Source organism: Azospirillum brasilense (assembly GCF_003349955.1).
Taxonomy (GTDB): domain Bacteria; phylum Pseudomonadota; class Alphaproteobacteria; order Azospirillales; family Azospirillaceae; genus Azospirillum; species Azospirillum brasilense_B.
Window position 1 is genome coordinate 19790 of the sequence record NZ_QLKQ01000006.1, and the last position, 21864, is coordinate 41653.

Sequence of the window (21864 nt, forward strand, 5' to 3'; positions counted from 1 at the left end):
ATTCAGACGACGGCGGTCGGCAGCGGCTGGCCGGCGAAGAAGGCCGACAGGTTCGCCAGCACCAGATTGCCCATGGCCATGCGCGTCTCCACCGTGGCGCTCGCCTGATGGGGCTGGAGGACCACATTGTCCAGGCCGAACAGGGCCTCCGGCGCGTGCGGCTCGTTGGCGAAGACGTCCAGCGCGGCCCCGCCGAGACGCCCGTCGGCCAGGGCGGCGACCAGCTCCGGCTCGTCCACCACGGCGCCGCGGGCCACATTGACCAGCAGCCCGTCCGGCCCCAGCGCCTCGATCACCGCGCGGTTGACCATGTTGCGGGCGTCCGGCCCGGCCGAGGCGGCGACGATCAGGATGTCGCTCTCCCGCGCCAGATCGACCGGAGAGGCGACGAAGCGGTAGGACACGTCGCTGCGCGGCTTGCGGTTGGTGTAGGCGATGTCCATGCCGAAGCCGGCGGCGCGCTGGGCGATGGCCATGCCGATGCGGCCCAGCCCCAGGATGCCCAGCCGCTTGCCGGTGACCTTGCGGGCCAGCGGCAGCCCGCCGCCCGGCCAGCGCCCGGCGCGCACGAAGCGGTCGCCGACCATCATGCGGCGCGACCCGGCGATCATCAGCCCGATGGCGAGATCGGCCACGTCGTCGGTCAGCACGTCGGGCGTGTTGGTGACGCGGACGCCGCGGCCGGCCGCGTGCTTCAGGTCCACCGCGTCGGTGCCGACACCGTTGATCGCGACGATCCCCAGGTTGGTGCAGGCGTCCATGATGGCGTTGCTGACGCCCGTGCCGCCGCCGGTGACGACGGCGCGGACGCGCGGCCCCACCTCCGCCACCAGCCGGTCGCGGTCGGGCGCCCCGGCGAGGCGGTGGACGGTGTAGCCCGCGTCCAGCGCCGCCTCGATGTCCGGCATCATGGATTCGACGAGGAGGATCTCCGGCTTCATCAAACGCTGTCCTTAATGGGGAAGACTCAGTGGGTGAGGATCTGGCCGAGGAAGTTGCGGGTCCGCTCGGACCTCGGATTCGTGAAGAACTCGGCGGGGGTGGCCTGCTCGACGATCTCGCCGCGGTCCATGAAGATGACGCGGTCCGCGACCGACTTGGCGAAGCCCATCTCGTGCGTCACGCAGAGCATGGTCATGCCGTCCTCGGCCAGCCCGATCATGGTGTCGAGGACCTCCTTGACCATCTCGGGGTCGAGCGCCGAGGTCGGCTCGTCGAACAGCATGACCTTGGGGTTCATGCACAGCGACCGGGCGATGGCGACGCGCTGCTGCTGGCCGCCGGAGAGCTGGCCGGGGTACTTGTCCGCCTGCTCCGGGATGCGCACGCGGGCCAGATATTTCATGGCGATGTCGCGCGCCTCCTGCTTGGAGGTGCCGCGCACCCGCATGGGCGCCAGCATGCAGTTCTCGACCACGGTCAGGTGGGGGAACAGGTTGAACTGCTGGAACACCATCCCGACGTCGCGCCGCACCTGATCGAGGTGGCGGTGGTGGGCGTCGATCGTGACGCCGTTGACGGTGATGGTGCCCTTCTGGTGCTTCTCGAGCTGGTTGATGCAGCGAATCAGCGTGGACTTGCCGGAGCCCGAGGGGCCGCAGATGACGATCCGCTCGCCCTTGTGGACCTCCAGCTCGATGTCCTTCAGCACGTGGAAGCTGTCGTACCATTTCTGGACGCCGGCCATCCGGATGACGACCTCGCCGCTGACCGGCCGCGGCGCGGGGACGTCCGTGGTATCGTAAGCCGAGGCCATGGGGGACTCCTCCTTTATCCAAACCCTCTCCCCTCCGGGGAGAGGGGAGGGTGAGGGGGATGCGCGTGTCGGAGCGTCCGGCAAAAGCGCAACCCCCTCACCCCAGCCCTCTCCCCGGAGGGGAGAGGGAGTTACGACGTTACGACTTGGTCAGCGGGGGCAGGTCGGTGCCCAGCCACTTCTTGTGGACCTCGTTCAGTTCGCCGTTCGACTTCGCGGTCTCGATGAACTCGTTGACCCACTTCAGCAGGGCGTCCTGGCCCTTGCGCATGGCGATGCCCTGGACCTGACGGTTCAGCACGAACTTCATCTCGTAGTTGGCCTGCGGGGCCAGCTTCTTGATCTCCTTGGTGACGACGTTGCTGAGGCCCAGCGCGTCCACCTGACCGGACAGCATGGCCTGCACGGCGCTGGCGTCGTCGTCGAAGCGCATGATGCGCGCGTCCTTGGGGGCGACGGCGGTCAGGGCGTTGTCCTGGGTGCTGGCGCGGGCGACGCCGACGCGCTTGCCCGACAGCTCCGCGGCCTCCTTGATCTTGGTGTTGGCCGGGGCGACCAGACCGATCTCGATGGCGGCGTAGGGCTCGGAGAACTGCACCTGCTCGGCGCGGGCCGGAGTGATGCCCAGCGAGGCGACCAGCAGGTCGACCTTGTTGGTCAGCAGGTAGGGGATGCGGTTCGGGCCGGTGACCGGAACGATCTCCACCGGGACGCCCATGTGCTTGCCCAGCAGCTTGGCGACGTCGGCGTCGTAGCCGTCCGGCTTGCCGTCGGCGGTGGTGATGCCGAAGGGCGGGAAGTCCACCAGCATGCCGATGGTCAGCTTGCCCTTCGACTTGATCTCGTCGACGGTCTGGGCAGCGGTGGGGGCGGCCAGGGCGACGGCGGCGGCCATCATGGCGCCGGCGACGGCGAGGCGGCGGGTGATCGACAAGCTCATGGGTGGTTTCCTCACGGTTCTTATGGAAAGGATGTCTTAGCGGGTGGCGAGGGCGTAGCGCCGCTCCAGGCGGGCGCTGAGCAGCGACAGCGGCCAGCACATCAGGAAGTAGAGCACCGCCACGATCCCGAACACCAGGAAGGGCTGGAAGGTGGCGTTGTTGACGATCTGCCCGGCGCGGGTCAGCTCGGTGAAGCCGATGATGGCGGCCAGCGACGTGCTCTTGATGAGCTGCACCAGGAAGCCCACGGTCGGCGGCACCGCGACCTTCACCGCCTGCGGCAGGATCACGTAGCGCATCAGCCCCGGATAGCGCAGGCCGAGCGCCGAGGCGGCCTCCCACTGGCCGCGCGGCACCGCCTGGATGCAGCCGCGCCAGATCTCGCCGAGGAAGGCGCTGGCGTTCAGCGTCAGGCCCAGAGCGGCGGCGGCCCAGGGGTTGAGGTCGAGCCCCATCACCGTGGCGCCGAAGAACACCAGGAAGAGCTGCATCAGCAGCGGCGTGCCCTGGAACAGCTGGATGTAGCCGGTGGCGGCCAGCCGCACCGCCTTGATGTCCGAGGTGCGGGCCAGCGCGATGACCAGCCCGACCGTGGCCCCGCCGATGAAGGCGATGGCCGACAGCGCCAACGTCCATTGCACGGCGCTGAGAAGGAAGAGGAATTCGTTGTAACTGAAGGCGCGGATCATGGTTCGGCCCTCCCTCAGCGCCGGTCGGTGTCGTAGGCGAAGGCCAGCTTGTAGATGCCGGCGAACAGCGCGGAGAACATCATCGCCAGCATCAGATAAATGCCGGTGACCACGATGTAGATCTCGAAGCTGCGGAAGGTCTGCGACTGGATGTTGTTGGCGACCGAGGTCAGCTCGTCCGCCGAGATCGCCGAGACCACGCTGGAGCTGAGCATCAGCAGGATGAACTGGCTGGTCAGCGCGGGGTAGACGGTGCGCAGCGCCGGCTTGATGACGATGTAGCGGAAGACCTGCAACGGCTTCAGTCCCAGCGCCAGCCCGGCTTCGATCTGGCCCTTTTGGATCGATTCGATGCCGGCCCGGATGATCTCCGTCGCGTAGGCGCCGACATTGACCACCATGGCGATCAGCGCGGCGAGGTCGGGCGACAGGCGGATGCCCAGGGTCGGCAGGCCGAAGAAGATCAGGAAGATCTGCACCAGGAAGGGCGTGTTGCGCACCACCTCGATGTAGGCGTTGATCACCCAGCGGACCGGCTTCGGCCCGGACGTCTTGCCGAGCGCGCAGAGAATCGCGACGATCAGGCCGAGAATCATGGCGCCGATCGACAATTGCACGGTCAGCCAAGCGCCCTGGAGCAGATAGTCCCAGGAGTCGATGACCGCCTTGAAATCGAAGGTGTAGTTCACGGGCTTTCCCTCCGCATCCGGGCCGGCCTCATCCGAACCGGCCGCATCCGTACGGCTTTGCGCGTTCGGTGAACGGTCCCTTGCGCGGGATTCTCGTTGTCGGCCTCTCATCGTCCGGTCGCCGTGGCGATGCCTCCGGCGCCGGATGTTGGGGGGAGCCTATTTGGATCGATCCAAACGCGCAAGACGGAAAACGCAGCGCTGCGAAAATTAATGCGCGCAGCCAACAATCATGCCGCGAAATCCCTGTGGTGATGTTAAACCGCAATGGAGCGTAGACGAACGGACGCTTGCGCCGCGCCGCGTCTTGACGATGATCAAGGTCGAACGCGGCCGCCCACCGGACTATCCGGAGTGATACGACGCGATGCCGCCCGCCCTGAGGGCGGCCCAATGGAGAAGGATTGTCGCATGGACTGCTTCGCCGCTCCCGCCCCCTCCGCCCCCCTTCCGCTGGACGAGGCGCTGGCCCGCGTGCAGCGTGCCTACGGCGCGGTGACGGAGCCGGAGGAGGTGCCGCTGCGCGCCGCGCTCGGGCGCATCCTGGCGGAGCCGGTGACGGCGACGGTCAACGTGCCGCCGGTCGCCGTCTCGGCGATGGACGGCTGGGGATACGGCAAGGCGGACGCTGCGGCTGCGGAAGGCGATGCCCTGCGGCTGGCCGTGGTCGGGCGCGTGCCCGCCGGATCCGTCTTCTCCGGAACGGTCGGACCGGGCGAGGCGGTGCGCATCTTCACCGGCGCGCCGATCCCGGCGGGGGTGGACACCGTCGCCATGCAGGAGGATTGCCGAGCCGAGGATGGCGCGGTGCTGGTGCCGGCCGGCCTGAAGCGCGGCGCCAACATCCGCGACGCCGGGGAGGACATGACGGCCGGGTCGGTCGTGCTGACTCCCGGCCTGCGGCTGCGCGCCCAGGAGGTCGGTCTGGCCGCCGCGGTCGGGCGGTCGAGCCTGTCGGTGCGCAAGCGCCTGCGCGTCGTCCTGTTCTCCACCGGCGACGAACTGCGCGAGCCGGGGACGGAGAAGCCGGAAGGCGCGATCTACGACGCCAACCGCTACACGCTGGCCGCCCAGCTCGACGCGCTGGGGGCGGAGGTGCGCGACCTCGGCATTCTGCCGGACAAGCCGGACGTGACCCGCGCCGCCCTGGCCGACGCCGCGGCGACCGCCGACCTCGTCGTCACCTCCGGCGGCGCGTCGGTGGGGGAGGAGGACCATGTGAAGAGGGTGGTCGGCGAGCTGGGGTCGGTCGATCTGTGGAAGCTCGCGCTGAAGCCGGGCAAGCCGCTGGCGCTTGGGCGCATCGGCACCACGCCGTTCCTCGGCCTGCCGGGCAATCCGGTCTCGGCCATGGTGACCTTCATGCTGGTGGGCCGCCCGCTGGTGCTGCGCCTGTCGGGGGCGCAGAGCGCGCCGGCCCCGCGCTGCCTCGTCGTCGCCGGTTTCGCGTTCAAGAAGAAGCCGGGGCGCCGCGAGTTCCTGCGTGCCCGTCTGGCGACCGGACCGGATGGCCGCCCCGTCGCCCACAAGTTTCCCAGCGACAGCTCCGGCGTCCTGACCTCGATGGTCGAGGCCGACGGGCTGGTCGACATGCCGGCGGACGCCACCACGATCCGCGACGGGGACATGGTCGAGTTCCTGCCCTTCACCGGGCTGTTCGCCTGAGTTTTTAGGCCATCACGTCGCGCAACCCCGCGTCGCGCGATGGCGGCCGCTTTCGTCAAAAACCCGATGCCCTGCGCCGGAACTTTCGGATTAAAACGTTTCCCATTCCTGTTCATCGAGTGGCTGGAGAAACAGCCGTGAAACGGGAGATGCCGGAATGCGATCTGTTGTGGTTTCGGTTATGGGCAGCCTGTTGGTTTGGGCCGTCGTTCCGGCGGCGGCCGAGACCATTGAGAAGAACCTGTTCGGCGACGGGTACATCGTGCGCGACGACGCGGGCCGGAAGGTCCAGACCATTGAGAAGAACACGTTCGGCAACGGCTACACGGTGCGCGACGACGCGGGCCGGAAGGTCCAGAGCATCGAGAAGGACACGTTCGGCAACGGCTACACGGTGCGCGACGACGCGGGCCGGAAGGTCCAGACCATCGAGAAGGACACGTTCGGCGACGGATTCACCGTGCGCGACGACGCGGGCCGGAAGGTCCAGAGCATCGAGAAGAAAACGTTCGGCGAGGGATACACGGTGCGGGACAACCGCAACCGTTAGCGTCGCTTGCCGAACTCATGCCGGCCCTGCAACCGGCGTCGGAACGCGATTCCCCGGGGCGCAGCCCACCGGAAGGGGCCTCCGCTCCCGGGGAAGAACGGCGCGCGGTGTGACACCGCGTTGCGCCGGCGGCGCTTACTTCTTCGGCATGTGGCCGCTGATCTCGGCGTGCAGGGGCTTGGTGTCCTCGAAGGTCTTCTGCTGCTCGGGGGTGGCTTCCTTCTGGTGCTTCGCCTTCCATTCCGAATAAGGCATGCCGTAGACGGCGATGCGGGCCTCCTCGTCGGTCAGCGGCACGTTCCGCTCCTTGGCGGCCGCCGCGTACCATTTGGACAGGCAGTTGCGGCAGAAGCCGGCCAGATTCATCAGGTCGATGTTCTGCACGTCGGTGCGCTTCTGGAGATGCGCGACCAGACCGCGGAACGCGGCGGCCTCCAACTCGGTGCGGGTCTTCTCGTCCATTCCAATCCCTCTCAATTCTGTTCGTTGTGCAGCGTGACGAAGCGGCCATGGCGGTGGAAGCTCTGGGACGAGCCCCCGGCCAGGATCGCCTCGGCCACGGCGTCGCGGTCCTCCACCACGAAGCCGGCCAGCGCGGCGATGCCGTAGCGGAACAGCCGCGGGGTCAGCGGCGTCCCCGGACCGACGAGGGCGACGCGGGTTCCCTCCGCCACCGACAGCAGGCGGGGCAGGCTGCGGTTGGTCAGGGTGGAGGCGGTGATCGCCGCGCCCTCCGCCCCCGGCAGCAGCCATTCCCCGGCGGTCTCCGGATACTCCCCGTCGCTGGGGTTCAGCTCGACCACATGGGCGTTGGGCAGGCGCTTGGCAATCTGCGGGAAGGCGCCGAAGACGACGACGCGCCCCTCCATGCCGGTGAACAGGTCCAGCCCGTTGGCCGAGGAGCCGGTCAGGTCGGGGCGGTTGTAATGGGCGTTCAGCGCGGCCATGCCGACCGCGGCCTCCTGCGGGTCCCAGGAGCGCGCGGCGTGGGCGGCCAGCCCGGCGAGGCCGACGCCGGCCCAGCGCGCCGGATCGGGCGGCGGCGCCGACTGCGGGCGGGCGGCCAGCCCGATGCCGGGTCCCCCGGCGCCGTCCGTCTCGACCATGATCCATTTGGCGCCGATGGTGATGGCGCGGACCTCGGCGTCCTCCACCCCGTGCAGCAGGTCGTCGTAGAGCCGGTGTGCGCCCCACCAGCGCCACAGCGCGTCTTCGTGCGGCGAGATCAGCGAGGTGAAGCCGCCGGTGAAGCTTTGCCATTCGTTGAGGAAGCGGCTGCCGACGCTGGTCAGCACCGGAATGCCCTCGGCGATGCCAGCCAGCAGCTCGTCCGCCAGCCCCTCGCCATGCGCCTCCAGCCCGGCGAACTTGTTGACCACCAGCAGGTCGGCGCGCTCGGCGATGGCGCGGCGCAGAGCCTGGCTGGCCTCCGCCACCCCCTGGGGATCGACGCGGCAGGACTGCGATTCGCGGCCGAGATGCTGGGAGATGTCGTAGGCTTGGCCGGTGGCGACGTCCACCAGCTCCATCAGGTCGGCGCAATCGCCGGGCGCGCCGGTGTTGCGCTGGATCACGCCGCCGACGCGGAAGCCGCGCCGCCGCAGCTCCATCACGAAGCGGTCGATCATCGCGTCGACGGCGATGGAACCGGGGCCATGGACCACCGCACCAGGACGCAGCGGGGGCGGGACCGCGGGGCGCAGGGTCGGCATGGGGCGGACTCCTTCAGGGATGGGGATGAAGGTCAGGCGGCGGAGGCGCCGCGGCGGATGTGGTACACGAACACCTCCCCGCGCGTCTCGTGCGCCAGCAGCACATGGTCGGTCGTGTTGCAGAAATGCTTGAAGTCGATGATCGACGCCGGGTCGGTGGCGTAGACGATCACCTCCTCCCCCTCGGCCATCTTGTCCAGCAGGGCGCGCGTCCGCAGGATGGGCAGCGGGCAATGCAGGCCCTTCACGTCGAGTTCCTTGGCCGCCACGGACGTAACCTCTTCTTCTGCATGGGCACCGGACGCCGCGACTGTACCGGGTTCCCGCCTCCGTCTCCACAGTTCCCGACAGTTGGGCGGTCCGGAGAGCCGGGGCACCTTTGCCGGGCTGGGATGTTAGCCAGGGAAACGGATTCGAACGAACAATGCGGGAGCAACGCTTATGGCCGGTCGGCATTTCGACAAGGTGGTGGTCATCACCGGGGCGTCCAGCGGGATCGGCCGGGCGACCGCGGTGGAGTTCGCGCGCCACGGCGCCGCGGTGGTGCTGGCGGCGCGGCGCCACGCCGCCCTGCACGAGGTGGCGGAGGACTGCATCGAGGCCGGGGGGCGGGCGATGGTCGTGCCCACCGACGTGCGCGACCAGGAGCAGATGAACCGGCTGGCCGAGCGCGCCATCGAGGTGTTCGGCGGGATCGACGTCTGGGTGAACAACGCGGGCGTCATCGCCTTCGGGCGCTTCGAGGAGACTCCGCAGGACGTGTTCGAGGAGGTGATGCGCACCAACTTCTTCGGCACCGCCAACGGCTGCCGCGCCGTGCTGCCGCATTTCCTGGAGCGGGGGGAGGGCACGGTCATCAACGTCGCTTCGCTGGCCTCGCTCGTCGGGCAGCGCTACGCCGCCGCCTACGCCGCCAGCAAGTTCGCGGTGCGCGGCTTCTCCGAGACGCTGCGGCAGGAGCTGGTGGAGGACCCCGGCATCCAGGTCTGCACCCTGCTGCCCGGTCCCATCGACACGCCGCTGTGGCAGCATGGCGCGAACTACACCGGCCGCGCCGTCAAGGCGATGACTCCGCTGCGCCCGCCGGAGGAGGTGGCCGAGGCCATCCTGCGCCTGGCTGAAAACCCCAAGCCCGAGCTGTTCGTCGGCGCCGCGGGGCGCTCCGCCGCCCTGCCGCACGCGGTGGCGCCGGCGCTGGCCGACCGCATGCTGGCCCACCGGATGGACCGCGACATGTTCGACAACCGCCCGTCTCACGACACCTCCGGCGGCGTTCTGGAGGCCATGCCGGACTACCGCGAGGCGAGCGGCGGCTGGATGGAGCGCGCGGCCGCGCAGGCGCCGCAGCAGGGCCGGGGAGACGGACGCCGCGCCTTGTGCTGGACCAACGTCGCCCTGTTCCTGCTGCCCATCGGCCTGATGAGCCGACTGCCCGCCCATGTCTGGGAAAGGCGGGTCTGGGAGCGGCGGGCGTGGGAGAATTCGCGGATCAGGCCGTCAGCATCTTGAGGCCGGACAGGGCGAGGAGCGCCGCCAGCAGATAGCGCAGCACTGCGGTCGGCAGATGGCGGCTGCCCAGCCAAGCGCCGACCGCCCCGCCCACCCCGGCGGCGGCCAACCACCAGGGCAGCGCCGCGGGCAGCGTCGTCGCGGTCGTCCAGGTCCCGGCCAGCGCCGCCGCCGAGTTCAGCAGGTTGTAGGCGGCCGACACGGCGGCGGCGCGGCGCGTCTCGACCCAGCCCATGAGCAGGATCAGCGGCGCGAGGAAGATGCCGCCGCCGGTGCCGGTCATCCCGGATAGGAACCCCACGGCGGCCCCGGCGGCGAGCGCCGGCAGGAAGGGCGGGGTGGTTGCGTCCGCCCGTTCGGGCGTTCCGCGCGCCGCCCAGGTGGAACGCGCCAGTTCCAGCGCCGCCAGCAGGAGGATCGCCCCGACCAGCGGGTAGTAGAGATGCGGCGGCAGGTGCATCGTGCCGCCGAGGAACGAGAAGGGCATTCCCAGCACGCCGAACGGGTAGAAGGCCCGCCACGTGAACAGCCCGGCGCGGGCGAAGCGCACGGTGCCGATGGCCGCCACCAGCAGGTTGAGGGCGAGCGCCGTCGGCTTCATCGTCGCCGGGTCGAGCCCGACGATGCCCATGACGGCGAGATAGCCGGAGGCTCCGGCCTGTCCGACCGCCGCGTACAGCGTGGCGACGGCCAGGATCAGCGCCGTCAGACCGACCGTCTCGTTGAACACCCGCGTTTCCCTTCAAGCCGTGCCGGTCGCTTGTAATCCGGGCGCGCGGACGGGGCCAGGGAAAGGGCGGAAAATTTCCGAACCATGGCGGCGCAACGCTGTTGGCGGGAGAGGGCACGACACCCATCCCTCTCACCCCTGCCAATCGGAGGCTGCCCATGCACGCCCGCGAAATGATCAGCACGCACCCGCATGTCCGCGGCAACACCAACGACGCTCTCATCCGCTGCATCGAGGCCTGCTACGACTGCGCGCAGACCTGCACCACCTGCGCCGACGCCTGCCTGGGCGAGGATCAGGTGGCCGAACTGGTCCAATGCATCCGCCTGAACATGGATTGCGCCGACGTCTGCACGGCGACCGGCGCCGTCGCCACCCGGCGCAGCGGCTCCAACGAGGCGGTGATCCGCGCCATGCTCGACGCCTGCGCCACCGCCTGCCGCCTGTGCGCCGAGGAGTGCGAGCGCCACGCCGGCATGCATCAGCATTGCCGCATCTGCGCCGAGGCCTGCCGGACCTGCGAGGACGCCTGCCGCAAGGCCCTGCAGTCCCTGAGCCATTGACGGTGGTGGCGGTTTATCCGCCGTTGCCGAGGATCACCCGGTCCAGGTAATCGGCGAGCAGGGGGCCATCGCCCAGCCCGAGCAGCAGCTTGGACGAGACGTTGCCGTTCTCCGTCCGCAGGCCCGGAACCGCCGCGTGCCGGGCCAGAAAGCCGTCCAGCCCGGCGTTCCAGGCGGCGTCGGCGTTGCGGCAGAAGATCTTCGACAGCGAGAAGTGCGGCACCTTGCGGAAGGGGCCGGCGAGGCGCTTGCCCTGGAAGACCGCCGGCGGGTTGCCGAGAGCGCGGTAGCGGGATTCCAGCGTCTTGCGGAAACTTTGGAAGGTCGTCCCGCCGCTCTCCATGCCGATGGTGACGACCGGAACGCCGAGCAGGGCCACCGAGTCGGCGATCAGGCGGGCGTTCTCCTCCTGGTCGCGCCGGATGGCCTCGGCGAGCGCCGGATCGCCGCGCATCGCCTCGGTCAGCCCCACCGTGCGCGGCGTGTGGAAGGAGCTTTTGTTCAGCACCATCACCTTGCCGCGGAAGGAATTGGCGCCGAAGATTCCGTCGAAGAAGCTGTGCGCCATGGCCCCGGCACGCCCCTGGACGCAGAGATAGACGGACTGCTCGAACTCCCGGCGCCCCGGATTGTCGCCGACCAGGACGAGTTCCGGCAGCGGGCCGTCGTCGACGCTGTAGGCGGTCAGGTCGGCGTTCTCGACGAACAGCGGCGACACGGAGTTCCGCAGGGCGCGGACCCGTTCGCCGTGCTCGGCGACGCGGGTTCGGAACAGCGAAACCGCGTCCGGCCGTCCGTCCTCCGGCGGGACATCGCCCAGAATGACGGACAGGTGCCGCAGCTCGGCCTCATGGTCCGATGCCGCCGCGTCGATCGAGGATACCGCCATTCCCATCACCCCTTGTGCAAAGCAGCCCCATCTAAGGGACTGGTGCCTTCTAAAAGACTGGTGATTGTGTTGTCGAGAGGCGTCGATCCGGCTATAGAATGCGCCAGGAAAGCGACCGGAGCCGCGCCGTTTGCGGGTTCGCCAGGAGGTTCGGAAGGTATGAAGCTGTCAGACGTCGATATTCGCCGATACCTCGCCGAAGGACGCATCGAGATCGACCCGTTGCCGGCCGAGAGCCAGATCGGCGCCATGTCGGTCGACCTCCAGCTCGGGAACGCCTTCCAGGTCTTCCCGCCGGGCAAGGCGGCCTTCGTCGACCTCGCCCCGCCGGAGGGCCATCCCAGCCAGGTTCCCGACAAGCTGATGGACCGCGTCGAGGTTCCCGTCGGCGAACCCTTCTTCCTGCATCCGGGCGAGCTGGTGCTCGGCATCACCGTGCAGCGCATCGGCCTGCCCAACGACATCGCCGGCCGCCTGGACGGCCGCAGCAGCCTCGCCCGTCTGGGCCTGATGGTGCACGCCACCGCGCACACCATCGATCCGGGCTGGAACGGCCGCATCACGCTGGAATTCTTCAACTGCGGACGGCTGCCGCTGGCGTTGCGTCCGGGCATGCGCATCTGCGCCCTCAGCTTCGAGACGCTGATGTCGCCAACCTCCAAGCCCTACGCCGCGCGCCCCGACGCCAAGTACCGCGACCAGCTCGACCCGCTGCCCAGCCGGATCAATCTGGAACAGCCCTGAGGGCTGATTTCCGAAGGCCGACAAGTAAAAGGCGCCCCGTTTCCGGGGCGCCTTTTTCGTTTGCGGGGGTGCTGAACGGGTTCCGTTACCCGGGTTCCCACCCCTCCGGTGCCATCTCGAAACCGGCGAATTCGAAGGCGGGGGACACGGTGCAGCCCACCAGCACCCAGCCCGCCAGCGGCCGCGCCGCCTGCCACGCGTGCGCCGGAACGACCCCCTGCGGGCGCTGGCCGCCCGCAAGGTCCATCCCCAGCGTCACCCGCTCCACCGACCGTCCGTCGGTGGAGATGGACAGCTCCAGCGGCCCTCCCGCGTGCCAGTGCCACATCTCGATCGCGTCCACCCGGTGCCAGTGGGAGCGCTCGCCCGCCTGGAGCAGGTAATGGATGCCGGTCTTGACCCCGCGCCCGCCGCCCGGCGGGACGTCCCGGAAGGTTTCCACATAGTGGCCGCCTTCCGGATGGGGCTGCATGCCCAGCGTCGCGATGATGCGCTCGGGCGTCAGGGACTCCATGGCCTCGGCCTTTCTCACGGGGGCTCTCACGGCGGCCGTCACGCCGGCGGCGGCGCGGTGTGGCGGAAGCTGTCGAGGTCGGAAGCGGAGGCGAACCACGCCGCCAGCTCCGGACGGCCCACCCGCCAATCCTCGTGCCCGAACCGGAAGTCGAGGTAGCCGAGCGCCACCAGGATGGACAGCGTGCCGATGGTCAGCGTGCCGTCGAGGGCCGGCGCCTCCGCCTCCAGCACGTCGAGCGCGCGGGCGACGGCGCGGCGCTGGCGGTCCGCCCAGGTCTCGGACCGCTCGCCGTCCGGACGCTGAAGCTCCAGGCGGCGCAGGATGGCGGCGTCGCAGATGCCGTCCGCCAGCGCCTGCTGGCGCAGCGCCGTCCAGCGTGCCGGGCCGGCGGCCGGGAACAGGCGCGGTCCGTCGTGCAGCGAGTCCAGATACTCGGCGATCACCGGGCTGTCGTAGAGCGCCGAGCCGTCGTCCAGGATCAGGGCCGGCACCTTGCCCAGCGGGTTGTCCGCGGGCAGGTCGGTGTCGGGCGCCCAGGCGTTGGTCACCTGCTTCTCGACCGCCGAGTCCAGCCCGCTTTCGATGAGGACCATCGCGACCTTGCGGACGTAGGGCGAGGTCGGGCTCCAGCGCAGCTTCATCAAACTCTCTCCTCCCGTATTGTGGGCGTCAGCGTAGCGCGCGGACGCGCCGTCTTGAAAGCGGTCCTTCTTAAAAGCGGTCCTTCTTAAAAGCGGTCCTTGCGGCCGCGGATCTCGGCGAAGACCGTCACCGGGTCGGCCCCGGCCATGCCCAGCGCCGCCTGGACCTCCGGAACGTCGGCGCGCAGGAAGGGGTTGGTGGCCTTCTCGATACCCAGGATGGACGGGATGGTCGGCTCCCCGCGCTCGCGCAGCGCGGCGATCTCCGCCGCGCGGGCCTTCAGGGCGGCGTTGCCCGGCTCCACCGTCACGGCGAAGCGGGCGTTGGACAGGGTGTATTCATGGCCGCAATAGACGCGCGTGTCGTCCGGCAGGCCGCGCAGCTTGATCAGAGAGGCCCACATCTGGGCCGGCGTGCCCTCGAACAGCCGCCCGCAGCCGAGCGCGAACAGCGTGTCGCCGCTGAACAGCGCCTTGGCCTCGGGAAACCAGAAGGCGATGTGGCCGGAGGTGTGGCCGGGGACGAAAAACACGTGCGCGGTGTACGATCCGAACGAAATGGTCTCGCCTTCGCCCAGACACGTCTCCATATCGGGAATGCGGGCGACGTCGGCGCGCGGTCCGATCACGTCGGCGCCATAGCGCGCCTTCAGCGCGTGATTGCCGCCGATGTGGTCGTTGTGATGGTGGGTGTTGAAGATGTGCGTCAGCGTCCAGTTGCGCCGCTCCAGCTCCGCCAGAACGGGCTGCGCGTCGCCGGGATCGACGACGCCCACGGCGCCGCTGGCCGGGTCGCGCAGGAGGTAGATGTAGTTGTCGGCGAAGGCCGGAATCAGGTGGATGTCCATGGGCTTGGGCCCCTCCCGCATGAATGGACGTTTGATCGAAACGTGATAGCCTGGGATGACCATGTACACCGATATCGTCGATCTTCGTGAATTCTACGAGTCCGGGCTTGGTCAGGCGGCGCGGCGGATGATCCGTCGGCGCATCCGCACGATCTGGCCGAACCTGCGCGGGCAGATCGTTCTGGGGGTCGGCTACACGACGCCGTACCTGCAACCCTTCCGCGACGAGGCGGAGCGGGTGTTCTCGATCATGCCGGCGACCCAGGGCGTGACCTTCTGGCCGCCGGGCGGGCCGGGGCTGGTGGCGCTGGGCGACGAGGCGGACCTGCCGCTGGCCGACATGTCGGTGGACCGCGTGCTGCTCGTCCACGGGCTGGAGGGGACGGAGCAGCTCCGCCCGATGATGCGGGAGATCTGGCGCGTGCTGGCCGGCGGCGGCCGGGTGCTGGTGGTGGTGCCGAACCGCCGCGGCCTGTGGGCGCGGGCCGACTGGACGCCCTTCGGCCATGGCTTTCCCTATTCGGCCTCGCAACTGAAGCAGGTTCTGCGCGACACCATGTTCGTGCCCGAGCGCACTGGGCACGCCCTGTTCCTGCCGCCGCTGCGCTCCCGCTTCCTGATGAAGACCGCCCCGGCCTGGGAAGAGGTCGGCTGCCGCTGGTTCAAGGCCTTCGCCGGTGTCACGATGATCGAGGCGTCCAAGCAGATCTTCGCCGGGGTGTCGCGCAAGACCCAGCAGCCGGCCAAGCGCCGGCTGATCGTTCCGCTTCCCGGTGGGGCGGCCCCGGCCCGCCGCCCGGCGGGGTCCGGCGCGTGGCGGGTGTCGGAGGAGCCGTAGGCCTTGCCCTGGGGCCGTTGCGCTTTGTAACCTTCCCGGCCACCGCAGCGGATCGGACCCCATGGCCAAGGCGAGCGTTCTCATCGTGCCCGGACTCGGGAATTCCGGTCCGGAGCATTGGCAAAGCTGGTTGCAACGTCGCCACCCATCCTTCACGCGGGTCGAACAGGCCGACTGGGACGCGCCGGCCCTGGAAGACTGGGTGCGGTCCCTGGAGGGTGCCGTGGCCGCCGCCGCCGCTCCGGTGGTGCTGGTCGCCCACAGCCTGGGCTGCATGGCGGTGGCCCATTGGGGAGTGCGCGAGGGGTCTTCGGTCGGCAAGGTCGCCGCCGCCCTGCTGGTCGCTCCGCCCGACGTCGAATCGGCGGCGCATACGCCGCCGGAGGTCCACGGCTTCGCTCCGGTGCCCACCGATCCGCTGCCCTTCCGCACGGTGGTGCTGGCCAGCCGCAACGATGCCTACGCCCCGGTCGCGCGCTCCTGCGGATTCGCTGTGGGGTGGGGCGCCGACTTCATCGACGGCGGCGACCTCGGCCACATCAACACCGCCGCCGGCTACGGCCCCTGGCCGGACGGGGAGCGGCTCGTGCTCGACCTGCTGCGCGCGGTGGAGAGCGGCGCCTGATCGGTCACTTCCGAACCGTCACCGCGGCTGGCCGGTCACCGTCTTCACGCCCTCGCCATAGGTGAATTCCGGCGCCCGCGCGAGTTCGGCGGCCGGCAGGTCCAGCGTCGGCGGCGTCGCGCCATCGCCGCCGGGGGCGGCCCCCGCGATGTCGGTGCGCAGCATGCTGACCGGCAGGGAGCGCAGCTTTCCGTCCGCCCCGCTGCCCTCGGCGGGGGCCAGAACGATCCGCTCGATCGCGGCGGCGCTGCCGTCCAGCGTGAAATCCTTGATGGAGCCGCCGGGCTGGCCGTCACGGGTCCGCACCTCCCGGCCGATCAGGGTCCGCGCCTCCTCCGGTGTCAGCAGATGCGGGATCGCGGCGACGGAGGGAGCCGCACGCTTCATCTCGTCGGAAGGCGCGTCGCCGCCCAGCCCTTCCTGCGAGGCGGCGGGCGGAGTGGCCGGGGTGTCGTCCGGGCGCGGCGCCGTCATCAGCGGGGGACGGGTGGCGTCCGGTGACGCCTGCGGAGTCTGCGCCGACGCCGCGGCGGCGGACAGCAGCAGGGCGGCGGCCGATGCGGCGAGGACGGACGTGGGGACGAGGCGCATGGTGCGTGGCTCTCGCTGGTCTGTTGTTGAACGGACTTTGGGTATCAACAGCGCCAGCGGGGCAGGGGTTGCATCGCCGGGAACCGGCGGCCTTATGGTCAGTCCCGGCGGAGCATGAAGACGCCCTGCTCGCCCAGCAGGTTGGCGAGCCCGGAATGGGCGTGGCCGGTGACCCGGCCGGCGCCGTTCACGATCAGGCAGCGCTCGATGCGGAGGCCCATCTCCCCGGCCAGCGCGACGAAGTCCTTGATCGTGCAGAAGTGGATGTTGGGCGTTTCCCACCACTGGTAGCCCAGCTTCTCCGTCACCGGCATGCGTCCGGTCAGCAGAAGCTGCGCGCGGATGCGCCAATAGCCGAAATTCGGCACCGACACGATGGCCCGCCGCCCGATGCGGGTCATCGTCTCCAGCACCGTCCGCGGCTCGCGCATCGCCTGGAGGGTCTGGCTGAGGATCACGTAATCGAAGGCCCCCGGCGGGTAGTCCTTCAGGTCGGTTTCGGCGTCGCCCTGGATGACCGGCAGGCCCTGCGCCACGCACTGGTGCACGCCGTCCATCGACAGCTCGATCCCGCGCCCGTCCACCCCCTTCCGGCGGGACAGGAAGGCGAGCAGGGCGCCGTCGCCGCAGCCGACGTCGAGCACGCGGCTGCCCGGCTCCACCATCTCCGCGATCAGCTTCAGGTCGGTGCGGATGCCGTTGCCGGAAGCGCTGCGGTCGGCGGCTTGATTCCCGTCGAGGGGGCTCATGGCCAGGACACCCGAGTCAGACCCCGGTGTTCGGCGCAGCCCTCCAGGAAGCCGCGGATCACCTGATGGAATTCCGGCTCGTCGAGCAGGAATGAGTCGTGGCCCTTGTCGGTGCGGATCTCCACGAAGCTGACGTTGGCCGCCACCGCGTTCAGAGCGTGCACGATGGCCCGCGATTCGGAGGTCGGGAACAGCCAGTCGCTGGAGAAGCTGGCGAGGCAGAAGCGCACCGGCGTGCCCTTGCCGTCCTTGCGGAAGGCGTTGGACAGGGTGCCGCCCCCGTAATCCGCGGCGAGGTCGAAATAGTCCATCGCCCGCGTGATGTAGAGGTAGGAGTTGGCGTCGAACCGCTCGACGAAGGTGATGCCCTGGTGGCGCAGATAGCTCTCCACCTGGAAGTCGGCGTCGAAGCCGTAGGTGACGGTCTGGCGGTTCTGCAGGTTGCGGCCGAACTTGCGGTGCAGCGCCGGCTCCGACAGGTAGGTGATGTGCGCGGCCATGCGCGCCACCGCCAGCCCGCGGTGGGGGCGGGTGCCCTCCAGCAGGTAGTTGCCGCCGGCCCAGTCCGGATCGGCCATGATCGCCTGCCGGCCCACCTCGTGGAAGGCGATGTTCTGCGCGGAATGGCGGGCCGCCGTGGCGATCGGCACCGCGGCGAAGACCGATTCGGGATAGGCGACGGCCCATTGCAGGACCTGCATGCCGCCCATGGAGCCACCGATCACACAGAAGAGCTGCTGGATCCCGAGATGCTCCACCAGCAGCTTCTGCGCGCGCACCATGTCGCCGATGGTGATGACGGGGAAGCCGAGGCCGTAGGGCTTGCCGGTCGCCGGATCGGTCTCCTTCGGGCCGGTGGAGCCCATGCAGCCGCCGATGACGTTGGAGCAGATGACGAAGTAGCGGTCGGTGTCGACCGGCTTGCCCGGACCGACCAGCATCTCCCACCAGCCGGGCTTGCCGGTCACCGGGTGGCGGTCGAGCACGTAATGGTCGCCGGTCAGGGCGTGGCAGATCAGGATGGCGTTCGACCGGTCCGCGTTCAGCGCGCCGTAGGTCTGGTAGGCGACCTCGAAGTGACCCAGCTCCGCCCCGCTGTCCAGCCGCATGGGCCGCTCCACCCCGAGCGTGACCCGGTGGCCGGGCATCGTCGCGGGCTCGGCAGGCACGGCGGCAGACACGGCGGCAGCGGGGTTCGGCGCGGACATGACGGGTCGGTGGCCTCCGGAAAACGGGACGGTATAGCTACGGATCGTCGGTTGGGAGTGTCAACGTTTTCTTTGATTTCGCGTCGCTTGCGGACTACTACTATCCGGCTTTGGATTCGCCCTGGATTTGACGGTTTCCCGCCCCATGCCTCCGCCCAAGTCCCCGCTCGACGATCTGCGCCGCGAGATCGATCACATCGACGATACGATCCACGACCTGCTGATGCGCCGCGCCGCGGTCGTGGAGCGCGTCGGCGTCGTCAAAGGCCAGATCGAGGCCGCGGAAGGTCAGGTCAGCGGGAATCCCCAGACCCCGATCTACCTGCGCCCGGCGCGCGAGGCGGTCATCCTGCGCCGCCTGATGGCGCGCCACGCCGGCTCCTTCCCGGCGATGGCCGTCACCCGCATGTGGCGGGAGATGATCACCGCCTTCACCCGGCTCCAGGGCCCCTTCGCCGTCGCGGTCTACGCGCCGGAGGACCGCCGCGGATTCTGGGACGTGGCCCGCGACCATTTCGGCAGCGTCGTTCCGATGACCGCCGTCAACTCCCCCGCCGCGGCCATCCGCGCGGTGTCGGAGGGCACGGCCACCGTCGGCGTCGTTCCCTACCCGGCGGAGGACGACGCGGACCCCTGGTGGCGCTTCCTGGTGTCGTCCGACGCGCGCACGCCGCGCGTGGTGGCCCGGCTGCCCTTCGCCGGGCGCGGCAACGCCCGCGGCGAGGACCGCGACGCGCTGGCCATCGCGCTGGTCCCGCACGAGCCGACCGGCGACGACCGCACCCTGCTGGGGATCGAACTGGGCCATGACCTCAGCCGCGGCCGGCTCAAGGACCATCTGGAGACGAGCGGCCTCGCCCCGACCTATTTCTGCACCTGGCACGCCCGCGACCCGTCCGGCCCGTCGATCCATCTGGTCGAAGTCGCCGACTTCGTCGACCACACCGACCCGCGTCTGGCCGCCTTCGCCGGCCGGCTGGGCGAGATCCCGGTGCGGATCAACATCGTGGGCGGCTACGCCGTCCCGCTTCATTTCTCCACCTCGTCTTTCCAATAATGCCCGCAAGGTCTGAGACCTGACATGACCCAGCCGAACAACGGCCCGGCGCCCCGCCCGGGGATTCTCGACATCGCCCCCTATGTCGGCGGCGAGCATGCGGGGCACATCCGCCTCGCCTCCAACGAAGGCGCGCTCGGCCCGAGCCCGCGCGCCGTGGAGGCCTACAAGGCCGCCGCGGGCGAGCTGCACCGCTACCCGGACGGCGGCTCCGCCAAGCTGCGCAAGGCCATCGCGGAGCGCTTCGGCCTGGACGCCGACCGCGTCGTCTGCGGCGCCGGGTCGGATGAGCTGATCGCCCTGCTGATCCGCGCCTATGCCGGGCCGGGGGACGAGGTGCTGTATTCGCAGCACGGCTTCCTGATGTACCCGATCGGCGCCAAGTCGGTCGGCGCCACGCCGGTCCAGGCGCCGGAGACGAACCTGACCACCGACGTGGATTCCCTGCTGGCCCACGTCACGCCGCGCACCCGGCTGGTCTTCGTCGCCAACCCGAACAACCCGACCGGCACCTACATCACCGCCGACGAGATGGCCCGCCTGCACGCCGGCCTGCCGGAGAACGCCATTCTGGTCATCGACGCGGCCTACGCCGAGTATATGAACCACAACGACTATTCGGCGGGACAGGAGCTGGTCGACCGCTTCCCCAACGTGGTGATGACCCGCACCTTCTCGAAGATCTTCGCGCTGGGCTCGGTCCGGCTCGGCTGGGCCTATTGCCCGGCGGGGATCGCCGACGTGCTGAACCGCGTGCGCGGTCCCTTCAACGTCTCCTCCGCGGCGCAGATCGCCGGGGTGGCGGCGCTGGAGGACACCGAATTCCTGGAGCGCTCGCGCAGCCACAACATCGAATGGCGGGAGTGGTTCGTCCAGCAGGTCCACGGGCTGGGGCTGAAGACCCATCCCAGCGTGACGAACTTCGTCCTGGTCGATTTCGCCGGCCAAACCGCCGGCAAGGACGACGCCGAGGCGGCGCGCCTGTTCCTGAAGGGCCGCGGCATCCTGGTCCGCCAGATGCCCGCCTACGGCCTGCCGAGCTGCCTGCGCGTCACCATCGGCACGGAGGCCGAAATGCGCGAGGTGGTGCGGGCGCTGAAGGACTTCCTGGCGGCGTAACAAGGCCGTCGGATCGAACGGAAACAGGCCGGGCCTTGCGCCCGGCCTTTTCGTTTGGGGCGTTGCGAGCGTCAGGCCGGGCAAACTTTCCCTTGGTCACAGAGCGCCTTGGTGCTTTATAGCGGGGCGTTCTGCAACCCATCCGCAGCCGGTGCCTTGAGACCATGACCGAGACCGCCATCCCCCTGGCCGCCCCCCTGTTCGACCGCGTCGCCATCGTCGGCGTGGGTCTGATCGGTTCGTCCCTGGCGCGGGCGCTCACGCATTACGGGGTGGCGCGTCAGGTCGTCTGCGCGGACCGCAGCCCGGAGCATTGCGCCAAGGCGATGGAGCTGGGCATCGTCGAACGCGCCACCACCGATCTGGCGGACGCGCTGGAGGGTGCCGACGTGGTGGTCCTGGCGACTCCCGTCGGCGCCTTCGCCGAGGTGGGGGAGCAGCTTGGGCCGCTGCTGCGCCCGGGCATGATCGTGACGGACGTCGGCTCGGTGAAGCAGGCGGTGCTGCGCGACGTCGGACCGCACATTCCGGACGGCGTGCATCTGATCCCCGGCCACCCGGTGGCGGGCACCGAGCATTCGGGGCCGGAGGCCGGCTTCGCCACCCTGTTCCAGGGCCGTTGGTGCATCGTCACCCCGCCGCCCGGCGCCAACGAGGGCGCGGTGGACAAGGTGGTGACGATGTGGCGCCGCATCGGGTCCACCGTGGAACTGATGGACGCCAACCATCATGACCGCGTGCTGGCCATCACCTCGCACCTGCCGCACCTGATCGCCTACACCATCGTCGGCACGGCGTCCGACCTGGAGGACGACACCAAGTCCGAGGTCATCAAGTTCTCCGCCGGCGGTTTCCGCGACTTCACCCGCATCGCCGCCAGCGATCCGGTGATGTGGCGCGACGTGTTCCTGAACAACCGGGAAGCGGTCCTGGAAATCCTCCAGCGCTTCACCGAGGACCTGACCGCCCTCCAGCGCGCCATCCGCTGGGGCGAGGGGGAGCAGTTGCAGGACCATTTCACCAAGACCCGGGCCATCCGCCGCGGCATCATCGACGCCAAGCAGGCCTGACCGGTCCGGTTGCGCCGTTCGGCTGGCGGCGCCTTCCGATCCCCTATTTTCACATATAAATTTTGATAAATGTGAATTGAGCATATGTGAATTACACACAAGACCGTAAAAGACGACTTGCCTGATAGGGATCGTCCGTGTTCAATAATCCCCGGCGCCACGCC

General features: G+C 69.5%; 26 protein-coding genes. 10 read left to right on the top strand and 16 right to left on the bottom strand.

What is annotated here, in order from left to right:
* Positions 1-2 precede the first annotated feature (2 nt).
* From DXK32_RS04065 to DXK32_RS04090, 5 genes are all read right to left on the bottom strand, one after another.
* Positions 3-941 (bottom strand): 2-hydroxyacid dehydrogenase, encoded by a 939-nt coding sequence (locus tag DXK32_RS04065; RefSeq protein ID WP_114857368.1) that lies wholly within the window; start codon positions 939-941, stop codon positions 3-5.
* Between the two features lie 26 nt (positions 942-967).
* Positions 968-1756: an amino acid ABC transporter ATP-binding protein gene (locus DXK32_RS04070; RefSeq protein ID WP_059399204.1), complete on the bottom strand. Its 789-nt coding sequence runs from the start codon at positions 1754-1756 to the stop codon at positions 968-970.
* Between the two features lie 139 nt (positions 1757-1895).
* The gene (locus DXK32_RS04080; RefSeq protein ID WP_114857369.1) at positions 1896-2696 is read right to left on the bottom strand and encodes a transporter substrate-binding domain-containing protein; all 801 of its coding nucleotides are present in this window, start codon (positions 2694-2696) and stop codon (positions 1896-1898) included.
* Between the two features lie 36 nt (positions 2697-2732).
* Positions 2733-3386, bottom strand: a complete 654-nt coding sequence (locus tag DXK32_RS04085) for an amino acid ABC transporter permease (RefSeq protein WP_014197338.1) — start codon at positions 3384-3386, stop codon at positions 2733-2735.
* 14 nt (positions 3387-3400) lie between these two features.
* On the bottom strand, positions 3401-4075 hold the full coding sequence (locus DXK32_RS04090; RefSeq protein WP_114857370.1) for an amino acid ABC transporter permease: 675 nt from the start codon (positions 4073-4075) through the stop codon (positions 3401-3403).
* A gap of 411 nt (positions 4076-4486) precedes the next feature.
* On the opposite strand from DXK32_RS04090, the gene DXK32_RS04095 reads away from it, so the two are divergent.
* Together DXK32_RS04095 and DXK32_RS04100 are read left to right on the top strand one after the other, a co-directional pair.
* Positions 4487-5740 carry a molybdopterin molybdotransferase MoeA gene (locus DXK32_RS04095; RefSeq protein WP_114857371.1) on the top strand — a complete coding sequence of 418 codons (1254 nt, stop codon included), beginning with the start codon at positions 4487-4489 and terminating at the stop codon, positions 5738-5740.
* Between the two features lie 181 nt (positions 5741-5921).
* A complete protein-coding gene (locus tag DXK32_RS04100; RefSeq protein WP_247876969.1) occupies positions 5922-6290 on the top strand; it encodes a hypothetical protein in 369 nt (122 codons plus the stop codon).
* A gap of 135 nt (positions 6291-6425) precedes the next feature.
* Here the strand turns inward: DXK32_RS04100 and DXK32_RS04105 are convergent, their stop codons facing one another.
* Genes DXK32_RS04105 through DXK32_RS04115 form a run of 3 tightly spaced genes read right to left on the bottom strand, consistent with a single transcriptional unit; the run spans position 6426 to position 8271 of the window.
* Positions 6426-6752: a DUF1244 domain-containing protein gene (locus DXK32_RS04105; RefSeq protein WP_014197334.1), complete on the bottom strand. Its 327-nt coding sequence runs from the start codon at positions 6750-6752 to the stop codon at positions 6426-6428.
* 11 nt (positions 6753-6763) lie between these two features.
* A complete protein-coding gene (locus DXK32_RS04110; RefSeq protein ID WP_114857373.1) occupies positions 6764-8002 on the bottom strand; it encodes a DUF2478 domain-containing protein in 1239 nt (412 codons plus the stop codon).
* A 32-nt stretch (positions 8003-8034) separates the two neighbouring features.
* The gene (locus DXK32_RS04115) at positions 8035-8271 is read right to left on the bottom strand and encodes a sulfurtransferase TusA family protein (RefSeq protein WP_114857374.1); all 237 of its coding nucleotides are present in this window, start codon (positions 8269-8271) and stop codon (positions 8035-8037) included.
* A gap of 172 nt (positions 8272-8443) precedes the next feature.
* On the opposite strand from DXK32_RS04115, the gene DXK32_RS04120 reads away from it, so the two are divergent.
* The gene (locus DXK32_RS04120) at positions 8444-9511 is read left to right on the top strand and encodes an SDR family oxidoreductase (RefSeq protein WP_114857375.1); all 1068 of its coding nucleotides are present in this window, start codon (positions 8444-8446) and stop codon (positions 9509-9511) included.
* On the opposite strand, the gene DXK32_RS04125 is transcribed toward DXK32_RS04120, so the two are convergent.
* Positions 9492-10241, bottom strand: coding sequence for a sulfite exporter TauE/SafE family protein (locus tag DXK32_RS04125; RefSeq protein ID WP_114857376.1), 750 nt, complete (start codon positions 10239-10241; stop codon positions 9492-9494). The two genes, DXK32_RS04120 and DXK32_RS04125, sit on opposite strands and share 20 nt — an antisense overlap.
* 158 nt (positions 10242-10399) lie before the next feature.
* On the opposite strand from DXK32_RS04125, the gene DXK32_RS04130 reads away from it, so the two are divergent.
* Complete coding sequence (locus DXK32_RS04130) at positions 10400-10804, top strand: four-helix bundle copper-binding protein (RefSeq protein ID WP_114857377.1); 405 nt, start codon at positions 10400-10402, stop codon at positions 10802-10804.
* Between the two features lie 13 nt (positions 10805-10817).
* On the opposite strand, the gene DXK32_RS04135 is transcribed toward DXK32_RS04130, so the two are convergent.
* Positions 10818-11693 carry a hypothetical protein gene (locus DXK32_RS04135; protein WP_114857378.1) on the bottom strand — a complete coding sequence of 292 codons (876 nt, stop codon included), beginning with the start codon at positions 11691-11693 and terminating at the stop codon, positions 10818-10820.
* A gap of 159 nt (positions 11694-11852) precedes the next feature.
* On the opposite strand from DXK32_RS04135, the gene dcd reads away from it, so the two are divergent.
* On the top strand, positions 11853-12437 hold the full coding sequence (gene dcd / locus DXK32_RS04140) for a dCTP deaminase (RefSeq protein ID WP_014197327.1): 585 nt from the start codon (positions 11853-11855) through the stop codon (positions 12435-12437).
* Between the two features lie 85 nt (positions 12438-12522).
* On the opposite strand, the gene DXK32_RS04145 is transcribed toward dcd, so the two are convergent.
* The 3 genes from DXK32_RS04145 to gloB form a co-directional block, all read right to left on the bottom strand.
* Positions 12523-12951, bottom strand: coding sequence for a cupin domain-containing protein (locus tag DXK32_RS04145; RefSeq protein WP_114857379.1), 429 nt, complete (start codon positions 12949-12951; stop codon positions 12523-12525).
* Between the two features lie 38 nt (positions 12952-12989).
* A complete protein-coding gene (locus DXK32_RS04150) occupies positions 12990-13595 on the bottom strand; it encodes a glutathione S-transferase N-terminal domain-containing protein (protein ID WP_114857380.1) in 606 nt (201 codons plus the stop codon).
* An 86-nt stretch (positions 13596-13681) separates the two neighbouring features.
* A complete protein-coding gene (gene gloB / locus DXK32_RS04155; RefSeq protein ID WP_114857381.1) occupies positions 13682-14443 on the bottom strand; it encodes a hydroxyacylglutathione hydrolase in 762 nt (253 codons plus the stop codon).
* A gap of 61 nt (positions 14444-14504) precedes the next feature.
* Between gloB and DXK32_RS04160 the strand changes: the two genes are divergently transcribed.
* Both DXK32_RS04160 and DXK32_RS04165 read left to right on the top strand, forming a co-directional pair.
* A complete protein-coding gene (locus DXK32_RS04160) occupies positions 14505-15281 on the top strand; it encodes a class I SAM-dependent methyltransferase (protein WP_205215648.1) in 777 nt (258 codons plus the stop codon).
* Positions 15282-15342: 61 nt separating this feature from the next.
* Positions 15343-15906: an RBBP9/YdeN family alpha/beta hydrolase gene (locus tag DXK32_RS04165; protein ID WP_114857383.1), complete on the top strand. Its 564-nt coding sequence runs from the start codon at positions 15343-15345 to the stop codon at positions 15904-15906.
* A gap of 18 nt (positions 15907-15924) precedes the next feature.
* Here the strand turns inward: DXK32_RS04165 and DXK32_RS04170 are convergent, their stop codons facing one another.
* From DXK32_RS04170 to metX, 3 genes are all read right to left on the bottom strand, one after another.
* Positions 15925-16497, bottom strand: coding sequence for a PRC-barrel domain-containing protein (locus tag DXK32_RS04170; RefSeq protein ID WP_114857384.1), 573 nt, complete (start codon positions 16495-16497; stop codon positions 15925-15927).
* Positions 16498-16595: 98 nt separating this feature from the next.
* Positions 16596-17246 (bottom strand): methionine biosynthesis protein MetW, encoded by a 651-nt coding sequence (gene metW, locus DXK32_RS04175; RefSeq protein WP_114857385.1) that lies wholly within the window; start codon positions 17244-17246, stop codon positions 16596-16598.
* Entirely contained in the window at positions 17243-18454 is a 1212-nt protein-coding gene (gene metX / locus DXK32_RS04180; protein ID WP_247876970.1) for a homoserine O-acetyltransferase MetX, read from the bottom strand. Before metX ends, metW begins: the two co-directional genes overlap by 4 nt.
* Before the next feature lie 145 nt (positions 18455-18599).
* On the opposite strand from metX, the gene DXK32_RS04185 reads away from it, so the two are divergent.
* The 3 genes from DXK32_RS04185 to DXK32_RS04195 all read left to right on the top strand — a co-directional run bounded on the left by DXK32_RS04185 (position 18600) and on the right by DXK32_RS04195 (position 21700).
* Positions 18600-19511 (top strand): chorismate mutase, encoded by a 912-nt coding sequence (locus DXK32_RS04185; protein ID WP_114857387.1) that lies wholly within the window; start codon positions 18600-18602, stop codon positions 19509-19511.
* A gap of 24 nt (positions 19512-19535) precedes the next feature.
* Positions 19536-20630, top strand: a complete 1095-nt coding sequence (gene hisC, locus DXK32_RS04190) for a histidinol-phosphate transaminase (protein ID WP_114857388.1) — start codon at positions 19536-19538, stop codon at positions 20628-20630.
* A gap of 164 nt (positions 20631-20794) precedes the next feature.
* Positions 20795-21700: a prephenate/arogenate dehydrogenase family protein gene (locus DXK32_RS04195; RefSeq protein WP_114857389.1), complete on the top strand. Its 906-nt coding sequence runs from the start codon at positions 20795-20797 to the stop codon at positions 21698-21700.
* Positions 21701-21864 lie beyond the last annotated feature (164 nt).

What these genes read in the sequence shown, in the direction of transcription:
- DXK32_RS04065 (WP_114857368.1), bottom strand. Translation starts at nt 941, where the DNA reads ATGAAGCCGGAGATCCTCCTCGTCGAATCCATGATGCCGGACATCGAG.
- DXK32_RS04070 (WP_059399204.1), bottom strand. Translation starts at nt 1,756, where the DNA reads ATGGCCTCGGCTTACGATACCACGGACGTCCCCGCGCCGCGGCCGGTC.
- DXK32_RS04080 (WP_114857369.1), bottom strand. Translation starts at nt 2,696, where the DNA reads ATGAGCTTGTCGATCACCCGCCGCCTCGCCGTCGCCGGCGCCATGATG.
- DXK32_RS04085 (WP_014197338.1), bottom strand. Translation starts at nt 3,386, where the DNA reads ATGATCCGCGCCTTCAGTTACAACGAATTCCTCTTCCTTCTCAGCGCC.
- DXK32_RS04095 (WP_114857371.1), top strand. Translation starts at nt 4,487, where the DNA reads ATGGACTGCTTCGCCGCTCCCGCCCCCTCCGCCCCCCTTCCGCTGGAC.
- DXK32_RS04100 (WP_247876969.1), top strand. Translation starts at nt 5,922, where the DNA reads ATGGGCAGCCTGTTGGTTTGGGCCGTCGTTCCGGCGGCGGCCGAGACC.
- DXK32_RS04105 (WP_014197334.1), bottom strand. Translation starts at nt 6,752, where the DNA reads ATGGACGAGAAGACCCGCACCGAGTTGGAGGCCGCCGCGTTCCGCGGT.
- DXK32_RS04110 (WP_114857373.1), bottom strand. Translation starts at nt 8,002, where the DNA reads ATGCCGACCCTGCGCCCCGCGGTCCCGCCCCCGCTGCGTCCTGGTGCG.
- DXK32_RS04120 (WP_114857375.1), top strand. Translation starts at nt 8,444, where the DNA reads ATGGCCGGTCGGCATTTCGACAAGGTGGTGGTCATCACCGGGGCGTCC.
- DXK32_RS04130 (WP_114857377.1), top strand. Translation starts at nt 10,400, where the DNA reads ATGCACGCCCGCGAAATGATCAGCACGCACCCGCATGTCCGCGGCAAC.
- DXK32_RS04135 (WP_114857378.1), bottom strand. Translation starts at nt 11,693, where the DNA reads ATGGCGGTATCCTCGATCGACGCGGCGGCATCGGACCATGAGGCCGAG.
- dcd (WP_014197327.1), top strand. Translation starts at nt 11,853, where the DNA reads ATGAAGCTGTCAGACGTCGATATTCGCCGATACCTCGCCGAAGGACGC.
- DXK32_RS04145 (WP_114857379.1), bottom strand. Translation starts at nt 12,951, where the DNA reads ATGGAGTCCCTGACGCCCGAGCGCATCATCGCGACGCTGGGCATGCAG.
- DXK32_RS04150 (WP_114857380.1), bottom strand. Translation starts at nt 13,595, where the DNA reads ATGAAGCTGCGCTGGAGCCCGACCTCGCCCTACGTCCGCAAGGTCGCG.
- gloB (WP_114857381.1), bottom strand. Translation starts at nt 14,443, where the DNA reads ATGGACATCCACCTGATTCCGGCCTTCGCCGACAACTACATCTACCTC.
- DXK32_RS04160 (WP_205215648.1), top strand. Translation starts at nt 14,505, where the DNA reads ATGTACACCGATATCGTCGATCTTCGTGAATTCTACGAGTCCGGGCTT.
- DXK32_RS04165 (WP_114857383.1), top strand. Translation starts at nt 15,343, where the DNA reads ATGGCCAAGGCGAGCGTTCTCATCGTGCCCGGACTCGGGAATTCCGGT.
- DXK32_RS04170 (WP_114857384.1), bottom strand. Translation starts at nt 16,497, where the DNA reads ATGCGCCTCGTCCCCACGTCCGTCCTCGCCGCATCGGCCGCCGCCCTG.
- metW (WP_114857385.1), bottom strand. Translation starts at nt 17,246, where the DNA reads ATGAGCCCCCTCGACGGGAATCAAGCCGCCGACCGCAGCGCTTCCGGC.
- metX (WP_247876970.1), bottom strand. Translation starts at nt 18,454, where the DNA reads ATGTCCGCGCCGAACCCCGCTGCCGCCGTGTCTGCCGCCGTGCCTGCC.
- DXK32_RS04185 (WP_114857387.1), top strand. Translation starts at nt 18,600, where the DNA reads ATGCCTCCGCCCAAGTCCCCGCTCGACGATCTGCGCCGCGAGATCGAT.
- hisC (WP_114857388.1), top strand. Translation starts at nt 19,536, where the DNA reads ATGACCCAGCCGAACAACGGCCCGGCGCCCCGCCCGGGGATTCTCGAC.
- DXK32_RS04195 (WP_114857389.1), top strand. Translation starts at nt 20,795, where the DNA reads ATGACCGAGACCGCCATCCCCCTGGCCGCCCCCCTGTTCGACCGCGTC.